Source organism: Rahnella perminowiae, assembly GCF_019049755.1.
In the GTDB taxonomy this organism is placed as follows: domain Bacteria; phylum Pseudomonadota; class Gammaproteobacteria; order Enterobacterales; family Enterobacteriaceae; genus Rahnella; species Rahnella perminowiae.
This window is the reverse complement of record NZ_JAFMOS010000646.1, coordinates 17,696-40,014: the sequence shown is the minus strand read 5'-3', so window position 1 is coordinate 40,014 and position 22,319 is coordinate 17,696. Positions and strand designations below refer to the sequence as shown.

The following is a 22,319-nucleotide window of genomic DNA, read 5'->3' as shown; positions in this document are numbered from 1 at the left end:
AAGGATACCAGAAAGCTCAGATGAGATCTGTGGTGATGCAATACCCTTCTTATTTCAAGCCGCAGGGGTGTTGGCTTAAGACGTTCACCCGAATCACTTACTCATGTAAGCTCATCAGGATTCACTTCTTTACCGCCTTTCTGCACCCCGACTATTTGGGGTATAAAGTGCGGCAAATTCTCTAAGGATCAGTAAAAGAAATGGCTAACCAAGTCACTGGATTTACCCGAATTTATAAAGCAGCTGGCTATTCCTGGAAAGGGCTGAAAGCGGCATGGCAAAATGAAGCGGCCTTTCGCCAGGAAGCCAGCGTCGCTATTCCGTTAATTTTGTTATCTTTTTGGTTTGATGTCAGCCCCGTAGAACGCATTCTGCTGGTGGGATCCGTTGTTTTGGTCTGTGTCACTGAACTGCTCAACAGCGCGGTGGAATGCGCGATAGACCGTATCGGATCTGAGTTTCACGTACTTTCAGGCCGTGCAAAAGATATCGGCTCGGCTGCCGTACTTCTGACCATCATATTGGCGTTTTTTGTCTGGGTCAGCATCTTTTGGCCACGATGGTTCTGATTTGGAATCTGCATTCCAGGAATCAACGTTATGCCCTGTTTTTATTCAATCTTAGGTTTTCATTGATCGTTTAGCTGTATATACTCACAGCAAGACTGTATAAACAACCAGGGGGCGGAATGAAAGCTTTAACGACCAGACAACAAGAGGTCTACGACCTTATTCGCGATCATATCTCCACCACCGGTATGCCACCCACCCGCGCAGAGATTGCATCACGTCTGGGGTTCCGTTCCCCCAATGCGGCGGAAGAGCATCTCAAAGCGCTGGCGCGTAAGGGTGTTATTGAGATTGTTTCCGGCGCATCACGCGGCATTCGTTTGCTGATGGAAGAAGAAGAGGGTTTACCGCTGATCGGCCGGGTTGCTGCCGGTGAGCCGTTGCTGGCCCAGCAACATATTGAAGGACACTATCAGGTCGATCCGGCCATGTTTAAGCCGAGTGCCGATTTCCTGCTGCGTGTCAGCGGTATGTCGATGCGTGATATCGGTATTCTTGATGGCGATCTGTTGGCTGTACATAAAACGCAAGACGTGCGTAATGGACAGGTTGTCGTGGCCCGTATAGACGATGAAGTCACCGTGAAACGTCTGAAAAAACAGGGCAGTGTGGTGCAGTTATTGCCTGAAAACAGCGATTTCCAGCCGATCGTGGTTGATTTACGTGAGCAGAATTTCAGCATTGAAGGGTTGGCCGTAGGCGTCATCCGCAACGGTGACTGGATCTGACCTTCGTACTTCGGGCTGCAGATGCGTTGGCTGCGTGCGTTCACCCGAATCACTGACTCCTGTCAGCTCATCGGGATTTTTTTACTTGCCGCCTTCCTGCAACTCGAATGACTCGGTCAGATATTACTGGGTCAAATTCTTGATCCCAATGGTCATATTGTTGATTTGCGGGTTCGTTAGCCGCCTCTGACATACCGCTAAGCTTTAACGTTTCATCTCGTCGCCCCTTCCGGGGCGATGTCACTTACAGGCATAACCTGAACCTCCGGCATGAGATTCTCTATGCAACATCATTCCCTGCGACAAACACTCAAAAACACCTTTTTAAGCCCCGCCGATAAGGCGCTCTGGAGGCTGGCATTGCCGATGATTTTTTCAAATATCACGGTGCCTCTTCTCGGGCTTGTGGATACGGCGGTGATCGGTCATCTCGACAGCCCGGATTATCTCGGCGGAGTGGCTGTGGGTTCGATGATCACGACTTTCCTCTTTATGCTCTTACTTTTTTTACGGATGAGTACCACCGGCATGACCGCTCAGGCGCTGGGCGCGAATGATAACCGGTTGCTGGCACGCGCTTTCGTACAACCCTTTCTGCTGGCCGTATTGTCTGGTCTCACCATAGTGTTGTTCCGGCACCCCCTGATGGAACAGGCGTTTCATATCGTCGGGGGCAGCCAACCGGTGCTTGAACAGGCGAGGCTGTTTATCGAAATTCGCTGGTTCAGTGCCCCGGCTTCACTGGCGAATCTGGTGATCCTTGGCTGGCTGTTGGGCATTCAGTATGTTCGCGGGCCGGTGATTTTGCTGATTGCCGGGAATCTGCTGAATATCATTCTGGATCTGTGGCTGGTGATGGGGCTGGGCTGGAATGTGCGTGGTGCTGCCATGGCGACGGCAAGTTCCGAGTATTTCACGCTATTTATCGGGCTGTACTTTGTCTGGCGGGTGATGAAGCAACGGGGTATAACCGGCGCACAAATCACCTCGGCCTGGCGTGGTAACCTGCGCCGTCTGCTGGGGCTTAACCGCGACATTATGTTGCGTTCACTTCTGCTTCAGCTTTGCTTTGCCTCACTGACCGTTCTCGGCGCACGGCTTGGCAGCCACATCGTGGCGGTGAATGCGGTGCTGATGAACCTGCTGACCTTCACCGCTTTTGCGCTGGACGGTTTTGCCTATGCTATCGAAGCGCATTCCGGTGAAGCATTCGGTGCCCGGAATCGCCAGAAATTGCTGGATGTCTGGCATGCCGCGTGCCGTCAGGCCGGGCTGGTTGCCCTGATTTTTGCCCTGATTTATGCGCTTGCAGGCGGGGCGATCATTGATGCGCTGACGTCACTACCTGAGTTACGCGAACTGGCGGACCATTATCTGGGCTGGCAAATCATCCTGCCGCTGGTAGCTGTCTGGTGTTATTTACTGGATGGCATGTTTATCGGTGCCACGCGCGGGCGGGATATGCGTAACAGTATGGTCGTGGCGGCGATAGGATACGGGCTGACGCTTTTCAGCTTACCGCTGTTGGGCAACCATGCCTTGTGGCTGGCATTGACGGTTTTCCTGGGGATGCGGGGATTATCCCTTGGCTGGATTTGGCGCCGTTACTGGCGGCACGACACCTGGTTTTCGCTTCATGCGGACTGATTTGTATGCTTTTCAAAGGAATAAACCCCGCCCTGGCGTTATTTCCTGCTTTGGATTAATCCTAATAACGGGTTTTATCTCTGTTTCAGGAGGATTAATCGAGATTCTCTACTAACCTTTAAAGTGTTAAGGACGAACTGCAAGCCAGAAATGCAGTTCACAAAACCCAAGGTAACAGGAGATATTATTATGAATAAGGATCAAGCCGACGGTAACTGGAAACAGTTCAAAGGGAAAGTGAAAGAACAATGGGGTAAATTGACTGATGATGACCTGACAGTGGTTGAAGGTAAACGTGATCAGTTAGTGGGTAAAATTCAGGAGCGCTATGGCTATCAGAAAGATCAGGCCGAGAAAGAGCTCAATGAATGGGAAACCAAAAATAAATATCACTGGTAACATGCGACTCCCCCTCGCATATCAGTGACGTATCCTGAAAAATGCTGCTCCTACCCGGAACAATTCAGGATACGGGTACACGGAAGTACCCAACCTTTGCATTTCATCTTCCCGCAGTCTTTCAGTTCCTCTGCCGTAACACCTTCATCTCTCAGCGTTTTTTCACCACTATACTGTGGTCGTGATCACACCGGTCATGGCTATCACAGGTTTCCACTACTTTACATTCTGCACATAATCCATGCGCTTCCACCACAGAATGGCGAAGATCAAAGCCGGATTCCATTGCCAGTTTTGCCAGGCGCTCTTCAATGCCATCGGTGGTTTTTTCGGTGACCAGCCCACAGCGGTCACAGATAAACAGCGCAGAAGTATGGCTTGGCTCTTCAAAATGATGGCAGAGAACATAACTATTTGCAGATTCAACGCGGTGAATAAACCCCTGTTCCAGCAGAAAATCCAGCGCCCGGTAAACCGTTGGCGGTTTCGCCTGAGGTTCGCTCACACGCAACAGATCCAGCAAATCATAGGCGCTGATCGCACCGGGTTGTTGCGTCATCAGACGCAGTACTTCCAGCCGCTGCGGGGTCAGGCGAACATTGCGCTGCTGGCAAAGCTCTTCAGCTTGTGAAAGTAATTTTTCCGGGTTATTCAGGGTCATGGCAACGGTCTCTGAGCGCAGATTGGAATAAATAGGCCACATCATGCGACCCGTGATGATTTTACCATGCTTGCACCAAAACGACGAATTATGCGCCATTCAACCTGCCATCGCGTCCAGCGCCTTTTCCACATACAGATATCCGATACCCATAATCTGCTGCTCCCGGCTCAGTATTCCCGGTGCAATATGCGTCGCCTGAGTTTTGACGTGATCGATACGATCAAAGGGATTGAGGCCGCTTTGTCCGCAGACGGTTTTCAGCCAGGCATCGCCAAAACCACAACTGCGGCCATAAAGATAAATGTGATTGATATTCAGAATGTTGAGAAAGTTATACAGACTCAGCCCCAGCGCGCGGGCACCTTCCATAACCTGCTCGCAAATGGCACTTTCACCCCGATGATAGCGGTCGATCAGTTCCTGTGTTGAAGGCGTTCTCCTTGCCGGATCCGCAGGCTCAAGCTGACGGGCCTTTTTCTTTAATGCTGACAATGAGGCCAGCGTTTCGAGGCAACCATATCGTCCGCAGGCGCACCGGTCGCCGTGGGGATCAATGATGGTATGGCCGATTTGTCCGCTGCCAAACAGATTACCGCGATAAATTTGCTGGTTAATCACGAAGGAAGAACCGATGCCGTAATCGACATTAATTACACAAAAATCCTGATGATAATTAATGCCTTGCCATTTCTCCGCCAGCGCCAGCATGATGCAGTCATTGTCCATCAGGATGTCAGTTTGCAACTTTTCTTCCAGAAGATACTTAATCTCAATTTCACCGGTCCAGGGTGCCTGCGGCATCCGCTGTGATACGCCGGTAGTCGGATTAACCTGCCCGTGGATCGCCAGTGCCAGCCGGATTTTCAGTCCGGGATAGCTTTTTTTGTACTGATGAAAGCAGGCTTCGATTTGCGTCAGCAGTGCATCCGGCGTTCTGACCGAAATCTCCGTCATTTGATAGTCACTCAGCGGTAAAACGAGTCTGCTGACCAGAATACTTTCGATGCGGTAAGGCGTGATATTCAGGCACAGCACGGCGCTGCCGTCGATGGCTATCTGGTAACTTCCGCCGCCCAGCCCGCGCGAGTGTAAATTGACCGGACTGTGGATGATTAAGCCATCATTTTGCAGATCGTCGAGGATCTTACTGACGGCCGGGATCGACAGACGGGAAAGCCTGGCCAGCGTAGATTTACTGGCATTTTTCTCGCGATATAGCAACGTCATCAGCACCTGCTTATTGAACTGACGCAGCCGCAGATTATTCAATCCGGTTACCGACATTTACTAAACCCCGTTTACTGAATTGCGTGACCGTAGCAAATCCTCCCTGTCAGTACGCTGCGTAGAATCTCGAAATTGATATTTCGATCCAGCGCACTGAGGGGAAATCATGAGCACAGCGGTAAAAGTCTGGCAGGAAGCGATCGAGCTCCCGACCTGGCTGACAGGAAAACAGGACACGCACCCGATGTTTCTGGCACACCGGGTTTATCAGGGGTCTTCCGGTGCGGTATATCCGTACGGCGTGACGGATACGCTGACCGGTGCGAAGGTTATGAAAACCTATCAGGCGCTGTATCTGGAAAATGATTTTCTTAAAATCATGCTGCTACCGGAGCTGGGTGGTCGTGTCCACCGTGCCTGGGACAAAATAAAACAGCGTGATTTTGTCTATTACAACGAAGTGGTGAAACCCGCGCTGGTCGGTTTACTGGGGCCGTGGATTTCCGGGGGTATCGAATTTAACTGGCCGCAGCATCACCGTCCGACCACTTTTATGCCGGTGGATTTCACTCTTCAGGCGCACGATAACGGTGCTCAAACCGTGTGGATGGGCGAAGTGGAACCGATGCGCGGCTTGCAGGTAATGACCGGTTTCACCCTTTATCCCGATAAAGCGCTGCTGGAAATCAGCGCCAAAATTTACAACGGCAATCCGACGCCGCGCCATTTCCTGTGGTGGGCTAATCCTGCAGTTACCGGCGGAGATGGCCATCAGAGCGTATTTCCGCCGGATGTCACCGCCGTTTTCGATCACGGTAAACGGGACGTTTCTTCCTTCCCGATAGCCACCGGCACCTATTATAAGGTGGATTACTCGGCGGGCGTGGATATCTCGCGCTATAAAAACATTCCCGTTCCGACGTCCTACATGGCCGACAAATCTGACTATGACTTCGTGGGCGCGTATGACCACAAACAGCAGGGCGGATTACTGCACATCGCTGACCATCATGTATCGCCGGGTAAAAAGCAGTGGACGTGGGGGAACTGCGATTTCGGTCGTGCGTGGGATCGTAATCTGACCGATAACAACGGGCCTTATATTGAGCTGATGACCGGCGTATTCACCGATAACCAGCCGGATTTCACCTGGCTGGATGCATTTGAGGAGAAGTGTTTCGTTCAGAACTTCCTGCCTTACAGTGCCCTGGGTACGGTGCAGAATGCCTCCGGGCAGGCGGTGATTAAACTTGAGCGTCACGGGCCAAAACTGGCGTGGGGCATTTATGCGGTCAGTCCGTTGCAAGGCGCGAAAATCAGGATCAGTTCTGAAGATGGCACGCAAATTCTGCTGGAAAAGGACATGACTTTGCAGCCTGGAGACGTGGTTCAGGGCGAACTGAGTGGCGAATTCCCATCGCGCCTTCAGCTGCGCTTGCTGAATGAACAGGGGCAAGAGCTGTTGTCCTATCTGGAGCATCAGGCCAGTGAGACGCCGTTACCGTCGCCTGCCAGCGCGCCCTTGCCCGCGCAGGACATCACTTCGGCAGATGAGGCCTGGTTTATCGGTCAGCATCTTGAGCAATACAACCATGCCAGTCAGGAGGCTGTGAATTATTACCGGCGTGGTGTGGAACTGGATGCGCTGGATTATCGCTGCAATCTGGCGCTGGCAACACTCAGCTACAATCAGGCTAATTTTACTCAGGCCCTGGCTTTTGCTGATGTGGCGCTGAGCCGGGCACACAGGCTGAATAAGAATCCGCAATGCGGGCTGGCGAGTCTCGTTCGTGCGAACGCGCTTGAGGAGACCGGTGATTTTGACGCGGCTTTTGACAGCTATTACCGCGCCGTCTGGAGCGGCAACGCTAAATCCGGGGGCTACTTCGGGCTGACACGGATAGCCATCCGCCGTGAGCAGTATCCGCAGGCGCTGAGTTTCTGTGAGCAGGGGCTGGCGACGCAGGCGAATCATTACGGCCTGATAGGACTGAAAGCCACGCTGCTGTGTCTGCTAGGTCAGGACGCCGAGACGTATATCGAAGCACATTTAACACGTTACCCGCTGCATTACCTTCTGCACTTTCTGCGTTATCACCTTTCGCCTGATGCGAAATCGGCAGCGCAATTGCGCGATGTCACCGGCCGGCGTGGCGAAAACGCCATGAATATCGCCATTCAGCTGACCGGTTGCGGACTGGATGCGCTGGCACTCGAAGCGCTGGACGTGCTGAAAAGTCAGGAAACGTTACCGCTGTATTTGCAAGCTTCCCTGCAAAAAGAAGGGCGCGAGGCATTGTGTCTGGCAGCGCGAAATGCTTTCCCGCAGCATGTTCGTTTCCCGCAATGGCTGGCGGAAGTTCGCATGCTTGAGGCTTTCCCTGATGACGCATTTGCCTTGCATTTACTGGCGTCTTTCCATTACAGCAAAGGTAATACACAAACGGCGGTGGCCTGCTGGCAGCGTTGTCTGGTGCTGGAACCGGACTTTGCGGATGCATGGCGCGGACTGGGAATTGATGCGTGGAACCGTCAGCAAGATAGTGCAAAAGCGCACCACTGTCTGGAAGAGGCGTGCCGTTTACAGCCACAGGATGCGCGGCTGTTATTTGAATCTGATCTGCTTAACCGCCTGACCGGCGTTGCGCCGCAAATCCGTCTGGCGCGGTTGGAAAAAGTGTTGTCCGTCGCCACACAGCGTGACGATCTGATCGCTGAACTTCTCAGTTTATATAACCAGTGCGGACAGTTACAGGCAGCACGGGCACTGCTGGCTGACCGGAAATTCCATCCATGGGAAGGCGGTGAAGGGCGCATCACCGGTCAGTATCTGCTGAATAAACAGTTGCTGGCGTTTGAATATCTCAGTGCAGGAGATGTGGTTGCCGCGCAGACGCAGCTGTTATCCGCGCTGGAATATCCGCAAAACCTCAGCGAAGGACGGCTGGTCGGGCAAACGGATAACGATATCTGCTTCTGGCTGGGTATTTGTGCGCAAAAACTTCAGCAGCATAAACAGGCGCAGACTTGGTTTGAGCGTGCGGCGGCGGGCGACAAAGGGATTGGCGAGCGGCGCTATTACAATGATCAGCCGGTAGATTATTTGTTCTATCAGGGTATGGCACTGCGCAAACTTAATGATATAGAGCAAAGCCGTCAGGTCTTCAGGCACATGCTGGAATGGGCGGAGAGCACAGCGGACCAGCCTGTTCAGGCTGATTTCTTCGCGGTGTCATTGCCGGATTTAGTCGTGCTTACCAGCGATCGTCAGAAAGAGCATCGCATTCATTATCTGCTGGTGAAAGCGCTGGCCCTGCGTGGTCTGGAAAACGAGGCTTACGCCGATGTGTTGCAGCAAATCTTTGCGCTGGATCCTTCCTGTGCCAAAGCACATCTCTTTTCACAATTGCCGGATTGCTGAGTGAAGGAGAAGAGAAAAATGGCTCTGTATTCTCTGGAAAATCATCGGCTTGCATTGACTGTGTCGCCATGCGGCGGCACTATCCTGCAACTGCTGGCAAAGCGGGCGGATGACAATGTCCCTCTGCTGCGCCCGTCAGTACTGAGTGAGGATACCCCAGCCGCAGAGTCGGCCTGTTTTCCTCTTCTTCCCTTTGGTAACCGTCTGAAAGGCAACGCTTTTGATTTTGAAAGCCGCCATTACACTCTGCCGCCCAACACCGGGGACGCGCATTATCTGCATGGCGATGGCTGGCTGGGAAACTGGCAATGCGTTTTTCAGAATGAGGTCGCGCTGACGCTGGCGTTTACGCATCGCAGCGACAGTTACTGCTATCGGGCGGAGCAGCATTTTTCTTTGCATGATAACCGGCTGGATATCAGCTTATGTATCACCAATCAGGGGGCTGATCCTCTGCCTTTCGGGCTGGGATGGCACCCGTTTTTCCCGCTCAGCGAAACCACCCGTCTTCAGGCAACAGCGTCCGGTTACTGGCAGGAAGACGCGCAGTGGCTGGCGGGCAAACACCATAACAAGCTGCCTGCCGGTCTGGATTTCTGCACGCCTCAGCCCCTTCCCCGCCACTGGGTGAATAACGGTTTTTCCGGCTGGGATGGCAAGGCAGAGATTGTCTGGCCAGAATCCGGCCATACGCTGCGGCTGACCATGTCTCCGGACTGCCCGGTGTTCTTCCTGTTTATATCCGACAGCCGTTTTGACCCCGGTTGTCAGCATGATTTCTTCTGTTTTGAACCCATGACCCATGCGGCAAACGATCATCATTTGCCGCACGGGGGCTCGCTGCGGGTGTTATCTCCCGGCGAATCTCTGACACAGCAAATGTCGCTGCATAGCGCGACGATTAACATCCCGGAATGAGGAATGCTTATGTCTGACTCAAAAGCTTTGAATATGCCCTACGTGTGGATGATTTGTCTGGTGGCTGCCTGCGGCGGCTTATTGTTTGGCTATGACTGGGTGGTGATCGGCGGCGCAAAACCTTTCTACGAGGCGTATTTCGGCATCACCGATGCGGCAATGTCTGGTTGGGCCATGAGCTCCGCGCTGCTGGGTTGTGTTCTGGGCGCGGCGGGTTCGGGCTCACTTTCGGACCGGTACGGACGTCGCCTGCCTCTGATTATCGCTGCCGTTCTGTTCACTGCATCAGGTGTCGGTACGGCACTGGCATTCAGCTTTAACAGCTTTGTGTTCTGGCGAATTGTGGGCGGTGTTGGGATTGGCCTGGCTTCCGCGCTGGCCCCGGTTTACATCGCAGAAATCAGTCCGGCAGAAAAGCGCGGGCGCTTTGTGGCCGTGAATCAGCTGACAATTGTGCTGGGGGTGCTGGCCGCACAGCTTATTAATCTGATGATAGCCGAACCGGTCGCCTCTGCCGCTGTGCAGGCGGACATTTTACAGAGCTGGAACGGTCAGACCGGCTGGCGTTATATGTTTGGTGCTGAAGCTATCCCGGCCGCCATCTTCCTGATCCTGATGTTTGTGGTACCGGAATCCCCGCGCTGGCTGGCGAAAGCTAACCGTTATCCGCAGGCCGAAAAAGTTCTGCAACGGATCGGTTCCGTGGAATATGCCCGCGTTACGCTGGCGGATATCCGCCGGTCACTGGGCTCGGAAAACCAGAAAGTGCCGTTTTCCACGCTGTGGGAGCCGCGCGTCAGGCCGGTCATTCTGATGGGGATTGTGCTGGCAATTTTCCAGCAATGGTGCGGCATCAACGTGATATTCAACTATGCACAGGAAATTTTTGCCTCGGCGGGATTTGACATCAACGATACGCTGAAATCGATTGTCGCCACCGGCCTCATCAACCTTATTTTCACTTTACTGGCACTGCCGCTGGTGGACAGAATCGGCCGCCGTCGCCTGATGCAGCTGGGTTCTGCGGGGCTGACCGTCATTTATATTTTGATCGGACTGTCTTATTCGTTTGGTGTCACGGGGTTACCGGTGTTACTGCTGGTGCTGGTGGCTATCGCCATTTATGCCATGACGCTGGCACCGGTGACCTGGGTATTGCTGTCTGAAATTTTCCCTAACCGGGTGCGTGGTAACGCGATGGCGGTGGGCACGCTGGCATTGTGGATCGCCTGTTTCCTGCTGACTTACACCTTCCCGCTGATGAACGCAGCGCTGGGTGCAGCGGGCAGTTTCTTCATCTACGCTGTTATCTGTCTGGCGGGTTGGATTTTCATCCAGTGCAACGTGCCGGAAACTCGCGGGGTGACGCTTGAAGCACTGGAGCAGCGTCTCAGCCGTACCGACGCCGAGCGAAAAGCTGAAAAAGCGGCGATGTCCGAAAGCCACTAAACCCCATACGATGCCGAATCTTTGTTCTGTGGTATAATCAGCGATTAACTTCCCTCTGGCGTTGCGCCGGAGGGAGCACCACGAACCCCTTCAGCGAATGTCAGGCCGATGTCAGAAACTCAACACGCAATGCCCCAGCCCACCTCTTTTTCCGCCCAGCGTTTTTCCGTTGCGCCGATGCTCGACTGGACCGATCGCCACTGTCGCCATTTTCACCGGCTGTTGACCGGTCAGACGTTGCTGTATACCGAAATGGTGACCACCGGTGCCATTATTCACGGCAAAGGGGATTATCTGGGGTTTGGTGAAGAAGAACATCCGGTTTCATTGCAGCTTGGCGGCAGCAACCCGGCCGATCTGGCGTATTGCGCGAAGCTGGCGCAAGAGCGTGGTTATGATGAAATTAACCTGAATGTTGGCTGCCCGTCTGATCGTGTGCAGAACGGCATGTTTGGGGCCTGTCTGATGGGGCAGGCATCGCTGGTCGCCGACTGCATTAAAGCGATGCGCGATGTCGTCTCGGTTCCGGTTACGGTCAAAACCCGTATCGGCATTGACGATCAGGACAGCTACGAATTCTTGTGTGATTTTATCCGTCAGGTCTCTGAAAACGGCGGTTGCGATACTTTCATTATTCATGCGCGTAAAGCCTGGCTTTCCGGCCTCAGTCCGAAAGAAAACCGTGAAATTCCGCCGCTGGATTATCCGCGCGTGTATCAGCTCAAGCGTGATTTCCCGCACCTGACCATGGCCATTAACGGCGGCATCAAAACCCTCGAAGAAGCTAAAACGCATCTGCAACATATGGATGGCGTGATGGTCGGTCGCGAGGCTTACCAGAATCCGGGTATGTTGCTGAACGTTGATCGTGAATTATTCGGCTCTGATGCACCGCTAAAAACCGGGCCGGATATTATCCGCGCGCTGTATCCGTATATCGAAGCGGAACTGAGCAAAGGCACTTACCTCGGCCACATCACCCGTCATATTCTCGGCCTGTTTCAGGGGGTGCCGGGAGCGCGTCAGTTCCGTCGCCATCTTAGCGAGAATGCACATAAAGCGGGTGCGGGCATCGATGTGGTCGAACAGGCGCTGCAAATGGTTGCTCAGCAGCAAGTGACAGCGCAGGCCTGAAAACAGGTGAGTAAAATCACTATTTATTAGTCAAATTTACTATATTTTCGCAGGCTGTACGTGCCTGCGAAGATTTTTTCCTTTATTATTCAACACATTATTTATCCTCTCATACTGGCACGTTTCTTGTAATGGCTAATACGTGTTTGGACGCTACGTCTTATTGCACATGGCTTATTAAGGAGCACCCGATGCTGGAAATTCTCTTCGTGCTTGGTTTTTTCTTTATGCTGATGCTGACCGGCATTTCTCTGCTGGGTATGGTTGCGGCTCTGATCGTAGCATTTGCTCTGATGATGTTGGGCGGCTTCCTGGCTATTGTTATAAAAATGTTACCATGGCTGGTTCTGGCCGTGATTACGGTCTGGATTTATCGGACATATTTCCGGCCTGATGAGCCGAAATACCGCCGCCGTCGCTTGCCGTAATAACAGCTTCAATTTATAGATTTACGTAACTGCATGAAATCATGGTGATTGCTGGCTGTGTTTTGAGCGCAAAAAAATGTAACCGTTGCAGCGATAACTTTTGCTTATGTGCTAGCGATCACAAGCTGAATCAGAATGTGCGGTCGAAATACATAAATCATATTTTTTAACATGGGTGACTGTTAGGATGGAATTCATTGGCAGCCAGCAGGCTGTAAAACGAATTCATCAAGTCCGCTGAGGCACACAATAGTCGCTTAAGTGACATCGCCCTGCGGATTTACCCGGCAGTACCCTACAGCAGTACCCGTCTGATATCAGAGGTCGTCTGAGTCAGGCAGTAAAAAAGGCTTTCACATCCGTGAAAGCCTTTTTTGCATTTTTCCCCGTCGCCCTTGCCGCCACAGCTGTATTAGCTGCACTCACTCACCCGAATCACTTACCTGAGTAAGCTCATCGGAACGCATTCGTTTGCTGCCTTGCTGTAACGTCAATGGCTTAAGGAAACTGTTATGGGAGGAGCAAACTCGAGCCTTGCGTCACGCGGCTTTCCAGCGTTTCATGTGCGCGTTTTGCCTCGGAAAGCGGGAATTTCTGGGCATCGCTGACCTCCACTTTTATCGCGCCACTGGCGATCAGTGAGAACAACTCACTGCTTGCTTCCAGCAGTTCTTCCCGGTTAGTCACGTAGCCATTCAGGGAAGGACGCGTCACAAACAGCGAACCTTTCTGATTGAGTATCGCCAGATCTACGCCTTTTACCGGGCCGGACGCATTGCCGAAACTGACCAGCAAACCGCGGCGTTTCAGGCTGTTTAACGATTTTTCAAAGGTATCTTTGCCGACGGAGTCATAAACCACACCGACTTTTTCACCGTTGGTCAGTTCTGCCACGCGGGTTGCGATATCTTCTGTCCGGTAATTAATGGTTTCCCACGCACCGGCTTGTCTGGCACGTTCAGCTTTTTCATCGGAGCCCACGGTGCCAATCAGTTTTACACCCAGTGCTTTCGCCCACTGGCAGGCAATCAGGCCTACGCCACCTGCTGCGGCATGGAAGAGAATGGTTTCACCGGCCTGAACTTCATGGGTTTTGCGCAGTAAATAATAAACTGTCAGCCCTTTAAGGAAAGAGGCTGCGGCCTGTTCAAAGCTGATCGCCTCCGGCAAAAGAGCAATTTTTTCCTGCGGCACGTTATGGAATTCGCTGTAAGCGCCAGGCGCGGATTGTGCATATACCACACGATCGCCCGGTTTGATGTCAGTGACACCGCTGCCAACTTTGCTGACTACGCCTGCCGCTTCCGTGCCTAAACCCGCCGGAAAACTGGCTGGTGCATAAAGACCGCTGCGCACGTAAGTATCAATATAGTTGATGCCGATGGCTTTATTCTCGACCTGGACTTCACCTGCCTGCGGATCCCGGGGCTGATAATCAACGTATTGCAGGACGTCCGGGGAACCTGTTTCAGAAAACTGGATGCGCTTTGCCATGTTTTTTCCTCGTGATGGAGACTGATTTCAACCCTAGGCTAAATGTCCCGGACAATCCAGATTTTCGGCACTAAGGGTTAATACCCTTTTGAAATGGTTTATACTGTCGCGCGAGTCAGGCTCCGATTTTTGGAAACCTGACGCTCATAAAACAGGCGCTTAGAGCAGGAAATAATCCACAGATGGCAGCAAAAAAACCGACCAATCAACAGAACGAAAACCGCGATCGCCAGATGGAAGGCTTGAAACTTCCGCCGCATTCGCTGGAAGCTGAACAATCCGTTCTGGGCGGGCTGATGCTGGACAATGAACGCTGGGATAACGTGGCCGAGCGGGTGGTCAGCAATGATTTCTTCAGTCGCCCGCACCGCCTGATTTTTACCGAAATGCAGCGTTTGCTGGAAATGAGCAAGCCGATCGACCTGATCACGCTTTCTGAATCTCTGGAACAGAAAGGCGATCTGGATTCTGTCGGCGGTTTTGCTTACCTGGCAGAACTTTCTAAAAACACCCCAAGTGCGGCGAACATCGGCGCTTACGCGGACATTGTGCGTGAACGTGCTGTGGTCCGGGAAATGATCTCCGTCGCTAATGAAATTGCCGACGCAGGCTATGATCCGCAAGGCCGCAGCAGCGAAGACCTGCTGGACTTAGCCGAATCCCGGGTATTCCAGATTGCCGAAAGCCGCGCCAGTAAAGACGAAGGTCCGAAAAGCATCGACCGTATTCTGGAAAGCACGGTTTCCCGTATCGAAGAGCTGTTCCAGCGTCCGCACGACGGTGTAACCGGCGTTTCAACCGGTTATGCTGACCTCGACAAGAAAACGGCGGGTCTGCAAAAATCTGATCTGATCATCGTGGCGGCGCGTCCGTCGATGGGTAAAACCACTTTTGCGATGAACCTCGCCGAAAATGCCGCGATGATGCAGGATAAACCGGTCTTAATCTTCAGCCTTGAGATGCCCGGCGATCAGCTCATGATGCGTATGCTGGCGTCGCTTTCCCGCGTCGATCAGACCAAAATCCGTACCGGTCAGCTTGATGATGAAGACTGGGCGCGTATTTCCAGCACCATGGGGATTTTGCTCGAAAAACGTAACATGTATATCGATGACTCCTCCGGCCTGACGCCAACCGAAGTTCGTTCGCGTGCGCGACGCATCTTCCGTGAGCACGGGGGTCTGAGCCTGATCATGATCGACTATTTGCAACTGATGCGCGTTCCGGCGTTGTCCGACAATCGTACGCTGGAAATCGCCGAAATCTCCCGCTCGCTGAAAGCGCTGGCGAAAGAATTGCAGGTGCCGGTGGTAGCGCTGTCGCAGCTGAACCGAAGCCTGGAACAACGTGCGGATAAACGCCCGGTCAACTCCGACTTACGTGAGTCCGGCTCAATCGAGCAGGATGCCGACTTAATCATGTTTATCTATCGTGACGAGGTCTATCACGACAACAGTGAAGAAAAAGGCATCGCGCAAATTATTCTCGGCAAACAGCGTAACGGCCCGATCGGTACCGTCCGCCTGACCTTCAACGGTCAGTGGTCGCGGTTTGATAACTATGGCGGCCCGCAATACGACGAAGATTAGTGTGGGGCTATTTTGCTTGCCATTTTGTGGCCGGGCAGTGCTCACTTTTTTTGGAAAGATTGGCTCGTGTACTACGTGTACACTCCGGTTTTTCCGCGCTGGCCGAACGCAAACTGGCTGCGCCAATAACGCCCCTTTAGGCTGCTAAAACCTCAATAATTTCATGCAAAGGACTTAAAATGAAAGCGGCTACGGCTGTCATTGATCGCCGCGCTCTGCGACACAATCTGCAACGGGTTCGTCATCTGGCGACACAAAGTCGTCTGGTTGCGGTGGTGAAAGCAAACGCTTATGGGCACGGTCTGCTGGAGACGGTGCACAGCCTGCAGGATGCCGATTATTACGGTGTTTCGCGGCTCAGTGAGGCACTGATGCTGCGTAAAGCCGGAGTGGTAAAGCCCGTCCTCCTGCTCGAAGGTTTTTTCTCTGCCAGCGAATTACCGCTGCTGGTCGGCCATCAGCTGGATACCGCTGTTCACAGCATCGAACAACTTGAGGCGCTGGAAAGTGCTGATCTCGCGCGTCCGCTGAATGTCTGGTTGAAAATCGACACCGGTATGCACCGTTTAGGTGTCCATCCGGCACAGGCCGATGCATTCTATCAGCGTCTGAGTGCCTGCAAAAACGTGGTTCAGCCAGTCAATATGATGAGCCATTTCTGCCGCGCGGATGAACCGGAAAGCGATGCCACACCGAAACAGCTGAGCTGCTTTAATGAATTTGCCAAAGGCAAGCCGGGGCAAAAATCCATTGCGGCTTCCGGCGGTATTTTACTGTGGCCGGAATCGCATATGAATCTGGTTCGCCCGGGCATTATTTTATATGGTGTGTCGCCGATGGAAACCGGAACGGCCAGCGATTTTGGGCTTCAACCGGCAATGACCCTGACTTCCAGCCTGATTGCCATACGTGAACATGCCGCCGGTGAACCTGTCGGTTACGGCAGTACCTGGGTCAGTGACCGCCATACCCGCCTTGGTGTGGTGGCAATGGGATACGGCGACGGTTATCCGCGCAGTGCGCCAAATGGTACACCTGTGTGGGTTAATGGCCGTGAGGTACCGGTTGCCGGGCGCGTGTCGATGGACATGATCACCGTCGATCTGGGGCCGGAAGCCACAGACAACGTAGGGGATGAGGTGATTTTCTGGGGCGAGAAATTACCGGTTGAGCGCATTGCGCAGGCAACCGGTATCAGTGCTTATGAGCTGATTACCCAACTCAGCGAGCGGGTCGCCCGCGTTTATATTGGCGACTAAACCTTACTTTTTCACCGCCAGCCACTGGCTGACAATTTTCTGATATTCGCCGGTGGCTTTACTCAGGTGCAGCCACTGGTCGACATACATCTTCCAGCTTATGTCATCACGCGGCAGCATGTAGGCCTTTTCGCCATATTGCAGCGGCTTCTTCGGATTCACCGCACACAGTTTCGGATAATGTTTCTGCTGATACAGCGCTTCCGACGCATCAGTGATCATCACGTCCGCTTTCTTATCCACCAGCTTCTGGAAGATGGTCACGTTATCGCTCAGTGCCAGCGTGCCTTGCGGCAGATGGCTGTGCACGAAGGCTTCATTGGTACCGCCCGCCGGTTCAATCAGGCGCACGGACGGGCGATTTAACTGCGCAATCGTCTGGTACTGACGCACATTTTCACAGCGCACCAGCGGGATTTTCCCGTCCTGATCCAATACATTAGCGAACCAGGCTTTTTGCTGGCGTTTAAGCGTCACTGAAATTCCGCCCATCGCGATATCACAATGCCCGGCGCTCATTTCGTCCGGCAGTGTTTTCCAGGTGACCGGCACCCAGTTCACTTTTACATCCAGACTTGCCGCCAGTGATCCCGCCATCGCAATATCAATACCTTCGTACTCTCCGTTTTCTTTCAAAAACGTATACGGTTTATAGTCACCGGTGGTACAGACATTCAGCGAGCCTTTCTGTAATACGCGCTCAAGGTGTGAAGATGGGGTGTCAGCTTTTGCCAGACCGGGCAAGGCAGACAGCAAAACGAGAGAGCAGAGTACTTTTTTCATTATTTTTTCCTTGCGTTTAAATCATGCGCAAGTATAAGAAAAAATCGCCGGGAAGTATTTATAACTGGCCAGAGTGGGAATGTTTTTTGCAATAAGAATCCGACACATAAAAATTAAAACGACAGGAACACTGCCATGTACAGCATTGATGATTACGATCTTAAAATTCTGACCTTATTACAAACGAACGGAAGGCTGACCAATCAGGAATTAAGCGAACTGGTGGGGCTGTCAGCATCACAGTGTTCACGTCGGCGGATTGGCCTTGAACAGGCTCAGATGATCCTCGGCTATCACGCGCGTCTGGCACCGGAAGCACTGGGCTTGGGGATGATTGGACTGATTGAAGTCAGGCTTATAAACCATTTACCTGCACAGGTCGATGCATTTCACAGCATGTTGGGTGAAGTTGATGCGATTATTGATGCCTATAAAACCACCGGGGATGCGGATTATCTGCTGAAAGTTGCGGTGAAAGATTTAGCCGGTTTAAGTACGTTGATCAGCCAAATCCTGTCAGCGCATAAAAGTGTCTCCCATGTAAAAACATCGGTAGTGCTTAACCGTCTAAAAGAAAACGGCTTATTGACGATTGCCTGAAAAAATCCCCCCTTTATTTTGCGTGCACTATTAAGGTGATTTGTTTTGGTGCAATATCACTTTTATGGTGCATTATTTTGAATTAATATGCGTGTTTTGTGCATGTAAAGAATAATTAACGCGTCATAAAATCTTATTTTCGATTTTTGATGCAAATTACGCGCGTGAATATTGCCTTAATTCTCTATCTCAATAATTATCTCAAAATCAGACGTTAGGATTATTATTTTGGGGTATGGGGAATTATGGCAACTCTTGATGACATCAAACAGCCGGTTGAACAGCCGCGCATCGGGCATACGCTGATTGAAGATGCGCTGGCGATCATTATCGGTACACTGATGGTCTCTTTTGGCGTGGTGATGTTGCGGCAGGTCGGCGCACTGACCGGCGGCACGGCAGGAATGGCATTTCTGGCACATTACGTCACGCAGGTTTCGTTCGGTACGGCCTTTTTTATCATCAACTTACCTTTCTATTATCTCTCTTTTCGTCGTATGGGTTTGCCGTTCACGCTGAAAACGTTTGCCGCTGTTGCACTGGTTTCCGTCTTCTCCGATCTGCATCCGCTTTTCGTGCACTTTGATCATCTTCAGCCATTCTACGCGACGTTGTTTGCTAACGTGATTATGGGCATCGGCTTTATTGTGCTGTTCCGTCATAAAGCCAGTCTGGGCGGCGTGAACATTCTGGCGCTGTTTCTGCAGGACAAATACGGTATCCGTGCCGGTAAACTGCAAATGGGTGTGGACTGCTGCATCGTCCTGGCGTCGCTGTTCGTCGTCAGTTACGAAATGCTGATTGCTTCGGTGTTGGGTGCGGTGATCGTCAATCTGATCATTGCAATGAATCACCGGCCGGGGCGCTACAGCGTCTGACGACATGGATGAAAATGACGCAGGGTTCAGAGACCTGCGCCATTTTTGTCAGTACATCGGCATAAATTATGCGCCGAAGCCGCCGTCAATCGTCAGGTTCGCACCGGTGATATAACCCGCTTCAGGGCCGGAAAGATAAGCCACAAAGCTGGCGATTTCACTGTCTTTGCCGTAGCGGTTGAGCGCCATATAAGAACGCATGCCATCAGCCATTTCGCCGTCAGCCGGGTTCATATCGGTATCGACCGGGCCGGGTTGGACGTTGTTCACGGTAATGCCACGCGGCCCTAAATCCCGTGCCAGACCTTTGGTCAGGCCGACGATAGCTGATTTGCTCATGGCATAAACAGCACCACCCTGGAATGGCATGCGATCGGCATTGACGCTGCCGATGGTGATGATGCGTCCGCCGTCAGGCATATGGCGCGCAGCCTGTTGGCTGGCGACAAAAACGCTGCGCACATTGATGGCGATGGTACGGTCGAAATCATCCATCGTCAGCGCATCGATTTCGCCGAACGCCAGCACACCGGCGTTATTGACCAGAATATCGATTTTACCGAATGCTTTCGCCGCGCTGTCGATGGCGGAGCGGACGCTACTTTCATCGGCGCTGTCGGCTTTAATCGCCAGCGCTTTGCCACCGCTGGCTTCGATAGTTTTCACCAGCGCCTGCGCTTTATCTTCAGATGAGACATACGTGAAAGCCACGCTGGCACCTTCGCTGGCCAGACGCTGAACAATAGCGGCACCGATGCCGCGTGAACCGCCCTGAACGAAAGCGGCTTTACTTTGCAATGCGTATTGAGTCGTCATATTACGGTACTCCGGATGGATGAGGTGATGGTTTGATCGTAGCTCATAGCAGCAAATCAGAATCTCAGGTGAACGGCCGGTTTGATATGCAATACGTGCCCGAAAATTGCCAACATAGTTGTCATCTTTTTTAACGAACTTTGATAGTCTGTGAAACAGTTGTGATGCGCCGGCTTACCGGACGTGGATCGCAGCGCCACTCAACCCAACCCAGGAGATGTATACCGTGTTCCAACATGTCGATGCCTATGCCGGTGACCCGATTTTGTCGCTGATGGAAAGCTTCAAGACCGATCCGAGACAAGATAAGGTAAACCTGAGTATCGGTCTTTATTACGACGGGCAGGGTATTATTCCGCAACTGGCGGCGGTGGAAAAAGCCGAGCAACAACTGAATGCCGGGCCGCAGGCCGCGTCAGTCTATCTGCCAATGGAAGGGTTACCTGCGTATCGTGCAGGTATCCAGGCGCTGCTGTTTGGTGCCGGACATCCGGCGCTGAAACAACAGCGTATCGCGACTATTCAGACCGTCGGCGGTTCCGGTGCACTGAAAGTTGGCGCTGATTTCCTGAAGTTTTATTTCCCGAATTCTGAAGTTTATGTGAGCGATCCGACCTGGGAAAACCACGTGGCCATCTTTAGTGGCGCAGGTTTCAAAGTGCATACTTATCCTTACTTTGATCCTGAAACCTTGGGAGTGAATTTCCCGGCGATGATTGACCGCCTGAAAAGTTTACCAGCGCAAAGCATCGTTCTGCTGCATCCGTGCTGTCACAACCCGACCGGTTCTGACCTGACGCCAGCACAGTGGGATCAGGTGATTGAAATCACCAAACAGCGTGAGCTGATCCCGTTCCTCGACATCGCTTATCAGGGCTTTGGCGCGGGCATTGACGACGACGCCTACGCTATCCGCGCGATGGCCTCTGCTGGCGTTAACTGCTTTGTCAGTAACTCCTTCTCGAAAATTTTCTCCCTGTACGGTGAACGTGTCGGCGGCCTGTCTGTGGTCTGCGAAGACAGCGATGCGGCGGGACGTGTGCTGGGTCAGCTGAAAGCAACCGTGCGCCGTAACTACTCCAGCCCGCCGAGCTTCGGTGCAAAAGTCGTTGCAGAAGTTCTGAGCGACAGCGCCCTGAACGCCCAGTGGAAAGCGGAAGTCGAGAGAATGCGCATCCGTATTCTGGAAATGCGCCACACCCTGGTCGACAGCCTGAAAACGGCCTTACCGGGGCGTGATTTTGGCTACCTGCTGCAACAGCGCGGTATGTTCAGCTACACCGGTTTCAGCGAAGCGCAGGTTATCCGTCTGCGTGAAGAGTTTGGCGTTTACCTGATCCTCAGCGGCCGCGTCTGCATGGCCGGTCTGAATCACCATAACGTCAGGCAAGTGGCTGAAGCTTTCGCCGCGGTCCAGTAAATTCCCGTCATATTTCGGGCTGCGGATGCGTTGGTTGCGCTCATTCACCCCGGTCACAGGGTACGCTTAAAGGCCGACAGAAATGTCGGCTTTTTTATTCCGCCGTGCTGACTTTGATGACTTCTACCTGATGGTTTTTCAGTACCTTGAGCAACCCGGCGGCCGGAAGTTCGTCAGTGAACAGCGCTGTGGCTTGCGAGATATTGCCGATTTCGACCGCTGCAGAGGCATGATATTTGGTATGGTCAGCGGCCAGCAGAATATGACGTGAATGCGCCATCATGGTTTTCACCACGCTGGCTTCGTTGACGTCGAACTCCAGCAGGGCACCGTCGCTTTCAATAGCGCCGACACTGGTCACCAGATAGTCGGCACGGAATCCTGCGACAAAAGCCGTGGCGGCAGGGCCGATAATTCCGCCATTGTGCGGACGCAGTGTTCCGCCCGGCACCATCACTTCAAAGCGCGGATTCTTATACAAGATATGTGCGACGCGCAGACAGTTGGTGATAATCCGCAGGCGGTTATGATTGAGCAGCGAATGGGCGACCTGCTCGACCGTGGTACCGATGGTGATAAACACTGTCGAGCCGTCAGGAATGTAATCAGCGATGGCTTCCGCAATGGCTTTTTTCTCTTCCGTCCAGGAAATCTCGCGCTGTTCGAAGGCGGTATTAACCACACTTGACGCACGCCCCGCGCCGCCGTGATGGCGCGTGATCAGCCCCTGATCGCTGAGTTTGCGGATATCGCGGCGGGCAGTTTGGGTCGAGACATCCAGCAGCGCCGCCAGCTCTTCAATGTTCATGTAACCGCGCTCGGCAATCAGTGCGAGCAGTTGATCGTGGCGCGGATTGCCGGTCAGTTCAGTAAGACTCATGGATACATCCTTCAAA

At 52.7% G+C, this 22,319-nt stretch carries 20 protein-coding genes; 14 read left to right on the top strand and 6 right to left on the bottom strand.

From position 1 onward, the window contains the following. Positions 1-200: 200 nt before the first annotated feature. The 4 genes from J1785_RS26455 to J1785_RS26440 all read left to right on the top strand — a co-directional run bounded on the left by J1785_RS26455 (position 201) and on the right by J1785_RS26440 (position 3,343). Positions 201-569 (top strand): diacylglycerol kinase, encoded by a 369-nt coding sequence (locus J1785_RS26455; RefSeq protein ID WP_129954833.1) that lies wholly within the window; start codon positions 201-203, stop codon positions 567-569. Between the two features lie 119 nt (positions 570-688). After that, on the top strand, positions 689-1,297 hold the full coding sequence (gene lexA / locus J1785_RS26450) for a transcriptional repressor LexA (protein ID WP_129954832.1): 609 nt from the start codon (positions 689-691) through the stop codon (positions 1,295-1,297). A gap of 282 nt (positions 1,298-1,579) precedes the next feature. Then, positions 1,580-2,944, top strand: coding sequence for an MATE family efflux transporter DinF (dinF, locus tag J1785_RS26445; RefSeq protein ID WP_217158762.1), 1,365 nt, complete (start codon positions 1,580-1,582; stop codon positions 2,942-2,944). Between the two features lie 189 nt (positions 2,945-3,133). Further along, entirely contained in the window at positions 3,134-3,343 is a 210-nt protein-coding gene (locus J1785_RS26440) for a CsbD family protein (protein WP_013577368.1), read from the top strand. 151 nt (positions 3,344-3,494) lie between these two features. On the opposite strand, the gene zur is transcribed toward J1785_RS26440, so the two are convergent. Both zur and J1785_RS26430 read right to left on the bottom strand, forming a co-directional pair. Continuing rightward, entirely contained in the window at positions 3,495-4,004 is a 510-nt protein-coding gene (gene zur / locus J1785_RS26435) for a zinc uptake transcriptional repressor Zur (RefSeq protein WP_129954862.1), read from the bottom strand. Between the two features lie 99 nt (positions 4,005-4,103). After that, complete coding sequence (locus J1785_RS26430; RefSeq protein ID WP_217221059.1) at positions 4,104-5,291, bottom strand: ROK family transcriptional regulator; 1,188 nt, start codon at positions 5,289-5,291, stop codon at positions 4,104-4,106. A 109-nt stretch (positions 5,292-5,400) separates the two neighbouring features. Here J1785_RS26430 and J1785_RS26425 point away from each other — a divergent pair, with 109 nt between their 5' ends. From J1785_RS26425 to pspG, 5 genes are all read left to right on the top strand, one after another. Then, positions 5,401-8,655: a DUF5107 domain-containing protein gene (locus J1785_RS26425; RefSeq protein WP_217221058.1), complete on the top strand. Its 3,255-nt coding sequence runs from the start codon at positions 5,401-5,403 to the stop codon at positions 8,653-8,655. 18 nt (positions 8,656-8,673) lie between these two features. After that, on the top strand, positions 8,674-9,573 hold the full coding sequence (locus tag J1785_RS26420; protein ID WP_217221057.1) for an aldose 1-epimerase: 900 nt from the start codon (positions 8,674-8,676) through the stop codon (positions 9,571-9,573). 9 nt (positions 9,574-9,582) lie between these two features. Beyond that, entirely contained in the window at positions 9,583-11,022 is a 1,440-nt protein-coding gene (locus J1785_RS26415) for a sugar porter family MFS transporter (protein WP_129954827.1), read from the top strand. 129 nt (positions 11,023-11,151) lie between these two features. Beyond that, positions 11,152-12,156, top strand: coding sequence for a tRNA dihydrouridine(20/20a) synthase DusA (gene dusA / locus J1785_RS26410; RefSeq protein ID WP_129991937.1), 1,005 nt, complete (start codon positions 11,152-11,154; stop codon positions 12,154-12,156). A gap of 191 nt (positions 12,157-12,347) precedes the next feature. Continuing rightward, a complete protein-coding gene (gene pspG / locus J1785_RS26405; RefSeq protein WP_129954825.1) occupies positions 12,348-12,584 on the top strand; it encodes an envelope stress response protein PspG in 237 nt (78 codons plus the stop codon). 510 nt (positions 12,585-13,094) lie between these two features. Here the strand turns inward: pspG and J1785_RS26400 are convergent. Beyond that, positions 13,095-14,078 (bottom strand): quinone oxidoreductase, encoded by a 984-nt coding sequence (locus J1785_RS26400; RefSeq protein WP_129954824.1) that lies wholly within the window; start codon positions 14,076-14,078, stop codon positions 13,095-13,097. A gap of 182 nt (positions 14,079-14,260) precedes the next feature. Here J1785_RS26400 and dnaB point away from each other — a divergent pair, with 182 nt between their 5' ends. Both dnaB and alr read left to right on the top strand, forming a co-directional pair. Further along, on the top strand, positions 14,261-15,667 hold the full coding sequence (gene dnaB / locus J1785_RS26395) for a replicative DNA helicase (RefSeq protein WP_129954823.1): 1,407 nt from the start codon (positions 14,261-14,263) through the stop codon (positions 15,665-15,667). Positions 15,668-15,846: 179 nt separating this feature from the next. After that, positions 15,847-16,926 (top strand): alanine racemase, encoded by a 1,080-nt coding sequence (alr, locus tag J1785_RS26390; RefSeq protein ID WP_129954822.1) that lies wholly within the window; start codon positions 15,847-15,849, stop codon positions 16,924-16,926. A 3-nt stretch (positions 16,927-16,929) separates the two neighbouring features. On the opposite strand, the gene J1785_RS26385 is transcribed toward alr, so the two are convergent. Next, positions 16,930-17,709 (bottom strand): transporter substrate-binding domain-containing protein, encoded by a 780-nt coding sequence (locus J1785_RS26385; protein ID WP_217138131.1) that lies wholly within the window; start codon positions 17,707-17,709, stop codon positions 16,930-16,932. Positions 17,710-17,844: 135 nt separating this feature from the next. Between J1785_RS26385 and J1785_RS26380 the strand changes: the two genes are divergently transcribed. Then, complete coding sequence (locus J1785_RS26380; RefSeq protein WP_129954820.1) at positions 17,845-18,309, top strand: Lrp/AsnC family transcriptional regulator; 465 nt, start codon at positions 17,845-17,847, stop codon at positions 18,307-18,309. A gap of 245 nt (positions 18,310-18,554) precedes the next feature. Beyond that, positions 18,555-19,187: a YitT family protein gene (locus tag J1785_RS26375; protein ID WP_129954819.1), complete on the top strand. Its 633-nt coding sequence runs from the start codon at positions 18,555-18,557 to the stop codon at positions 19,185-19,187. Positions 19,188-19,253: 66 nt separating this feature from the next. Here J1785_RS26375 and J1785_RS26370 read toward each other — a convergent pair whose 3' ends face one another. Further along, a complete protein-coding gene (locus J1785_RS26370; protein WP_129991939.1) occupies positions 19,254-20,003 on the bottom strand; it encodes a 3-oxoacyl-ACP reductase family protein in 750 nt (249 codons plus the stop codon). Between the two features lie 226 nt (positions 20,004-20,229). Between J1785_RS26370 and J1785_RS26365 the strand changes: the two genes are divergently transcribed. Further along, on the top strand, positions 20,230-21,423 hold the full coding sequence (locus J1785_RS26365; RefSeq protein ID WP_217221056.1) for an amino acid aminotransferase: 1,194 nt from the start codon (positions 20,230-20,232) through the stop codon (positions 21,421-21,423). A gap of 94 nt (positions 21,424-21,517) precedes the next feature. On the opposite strand, the gene J1785_RS26360 is transcribed toward J1785_RS26365, so the two are convergent. After that, positions 21,518-22,303: a DeoR/GlpR family DNA-binding transcription regulator gene (locus tag J1785_RS26360; protein ID WP_129954816.1), complete on the bottom strand. Its 786-nt coding sequence runs from the start codon at positions 22,301-22,303 to the stop codon at positions 21,518-21,520. Between the last annotated feature and the right edge of the window lie 16 nt (positions 22,304-22,319).

Bases quoted from the DNA above. Each gene is read 5' to 3' on its own strand.
- J1785_RS26455 (WP_129954833.1), top strand. From the start codon at position 201: ATGGCTAACCAAGTCACTGGATTTACCCGAATTTATAAAGCAGCTGGC.
- lexA (WP_129954832.1), top strand. From the start codon at position 689: ATGAAAGCTTTAACGACCAGACAACAAGAGGTCTACGACCTTATTCGC.
- dinF (WP_217158762.1), top strand. From the start codon at position 1,580: ATGCAACATCATTCCCTGCGACAAACACTCAAAAACACCTTTTTAAGC.
- J1785_RS26440 (WP_013577368.1), top strand. From the start codon at position 3,134: ATGAATAAGGATCAAGCCGACGGTAACTGGAAACAGTTCAAAGGGAAA.
- zur (WP_129954862.1), bottom strand. From the start codon at position 4,004: ATGACCCTGAATAACCCGGAAAAATTACTTTCACAAGCTGAAGAGCTT.
- J1785_RS26430 (WP_217221059.1), bottom strand. From the start codon at position 5,291: ATGTCGGTAACCGGATTGAATAATCTGCGGCTGCGTCAGTTCAATAAG.
- J1785_RS26425 (WP_217221058.1), top strand. From the start codon at position 5,401: ATGAGCACAGCGGTAAAAGTCTGGCAGGAAGCGATCGAGCTCCCGACC.
- J1785_RS26420 (WP_217221057.1), top strand. From the start codon at position 8,674: ATGGCTCTGTATTCTCTGGAAAATCATCGGCTTGCATTGACTGTGTCG.
- J1785_RS26415 (WP_129954827.1), top strand. From the start codon at position 9,583: ATGTCTGACTCAAAAGCTTTGAATATGCCCTACGTGTGGATGATTTGT.
- dusA (WP_129991937.1), top strand. From the start codon at position 11,152: ATGCCCCAGCCCACCTCTTTTTCCGCCCAGCGTTTTTCCGTTGCGCCG.
- pspG (WP_129954825.1), top strand. From the start codon at position 12,348: ATGCTGGAAATTCTCTTCGTGCTTGGTTTTTTCTTTATGCTGATGCTG.
- J1785_RS26400 (WP_129954824.1), bottom strand. From the start codon at position 14,078: ATGGCAAAGCGCATCCAGTTTTCTGAAACAGGTTCCCCGGACGTCCTG.
- dnaB (WP_129954823.1), top strand. From the start codon at position 14,261: ATGGCAGCAAAAAAACCGACCAATCAACAGAACGAAAACCGCGATCGC.
- alr (WP_129954822.1), top strand. From the start codon at position 15,847: ATGAAAGCGGCTACGGCTGTCATTGATCGCCGCGCTCTGCGACACAAT.
- J1785_RS26385 (WP_217138131.1), bottom strand. From the start codon at position 17,709: ATGAAAAAAGTACTCTGCTCTCTCGTTTTGCTGTCTGCCTTGCCCGGT.
- J1785_RS26380 (WP_129954820.1), top strand. From the start codon at position 17,845: ATGTACAGCATTGATGATTACGATCTTAAAATTCTGACCTTATTACAA.
- J1785_RS26375 (WP_129954819.1), top strand. From the start codon at position 18,555: ATGGCAACTCTTGATGACATCAAACAGCCGGTTGAACAGCCGCGCATC.
- J1785_RS26370 (WP_129991939.1), bottom strand. From the start codon at position 20,003: ATGACGACTCAATACGCATTGCAAAGTAAAGCCGCTTTCGTTCAGGGC.
- J1785_RS26360 (WP_129954816.1), bottom strand. From the start codon at position 22,303: ATGAGTCTTACTGAACTGACCGGCAATCCGCGCCACGATCAACTGCTC.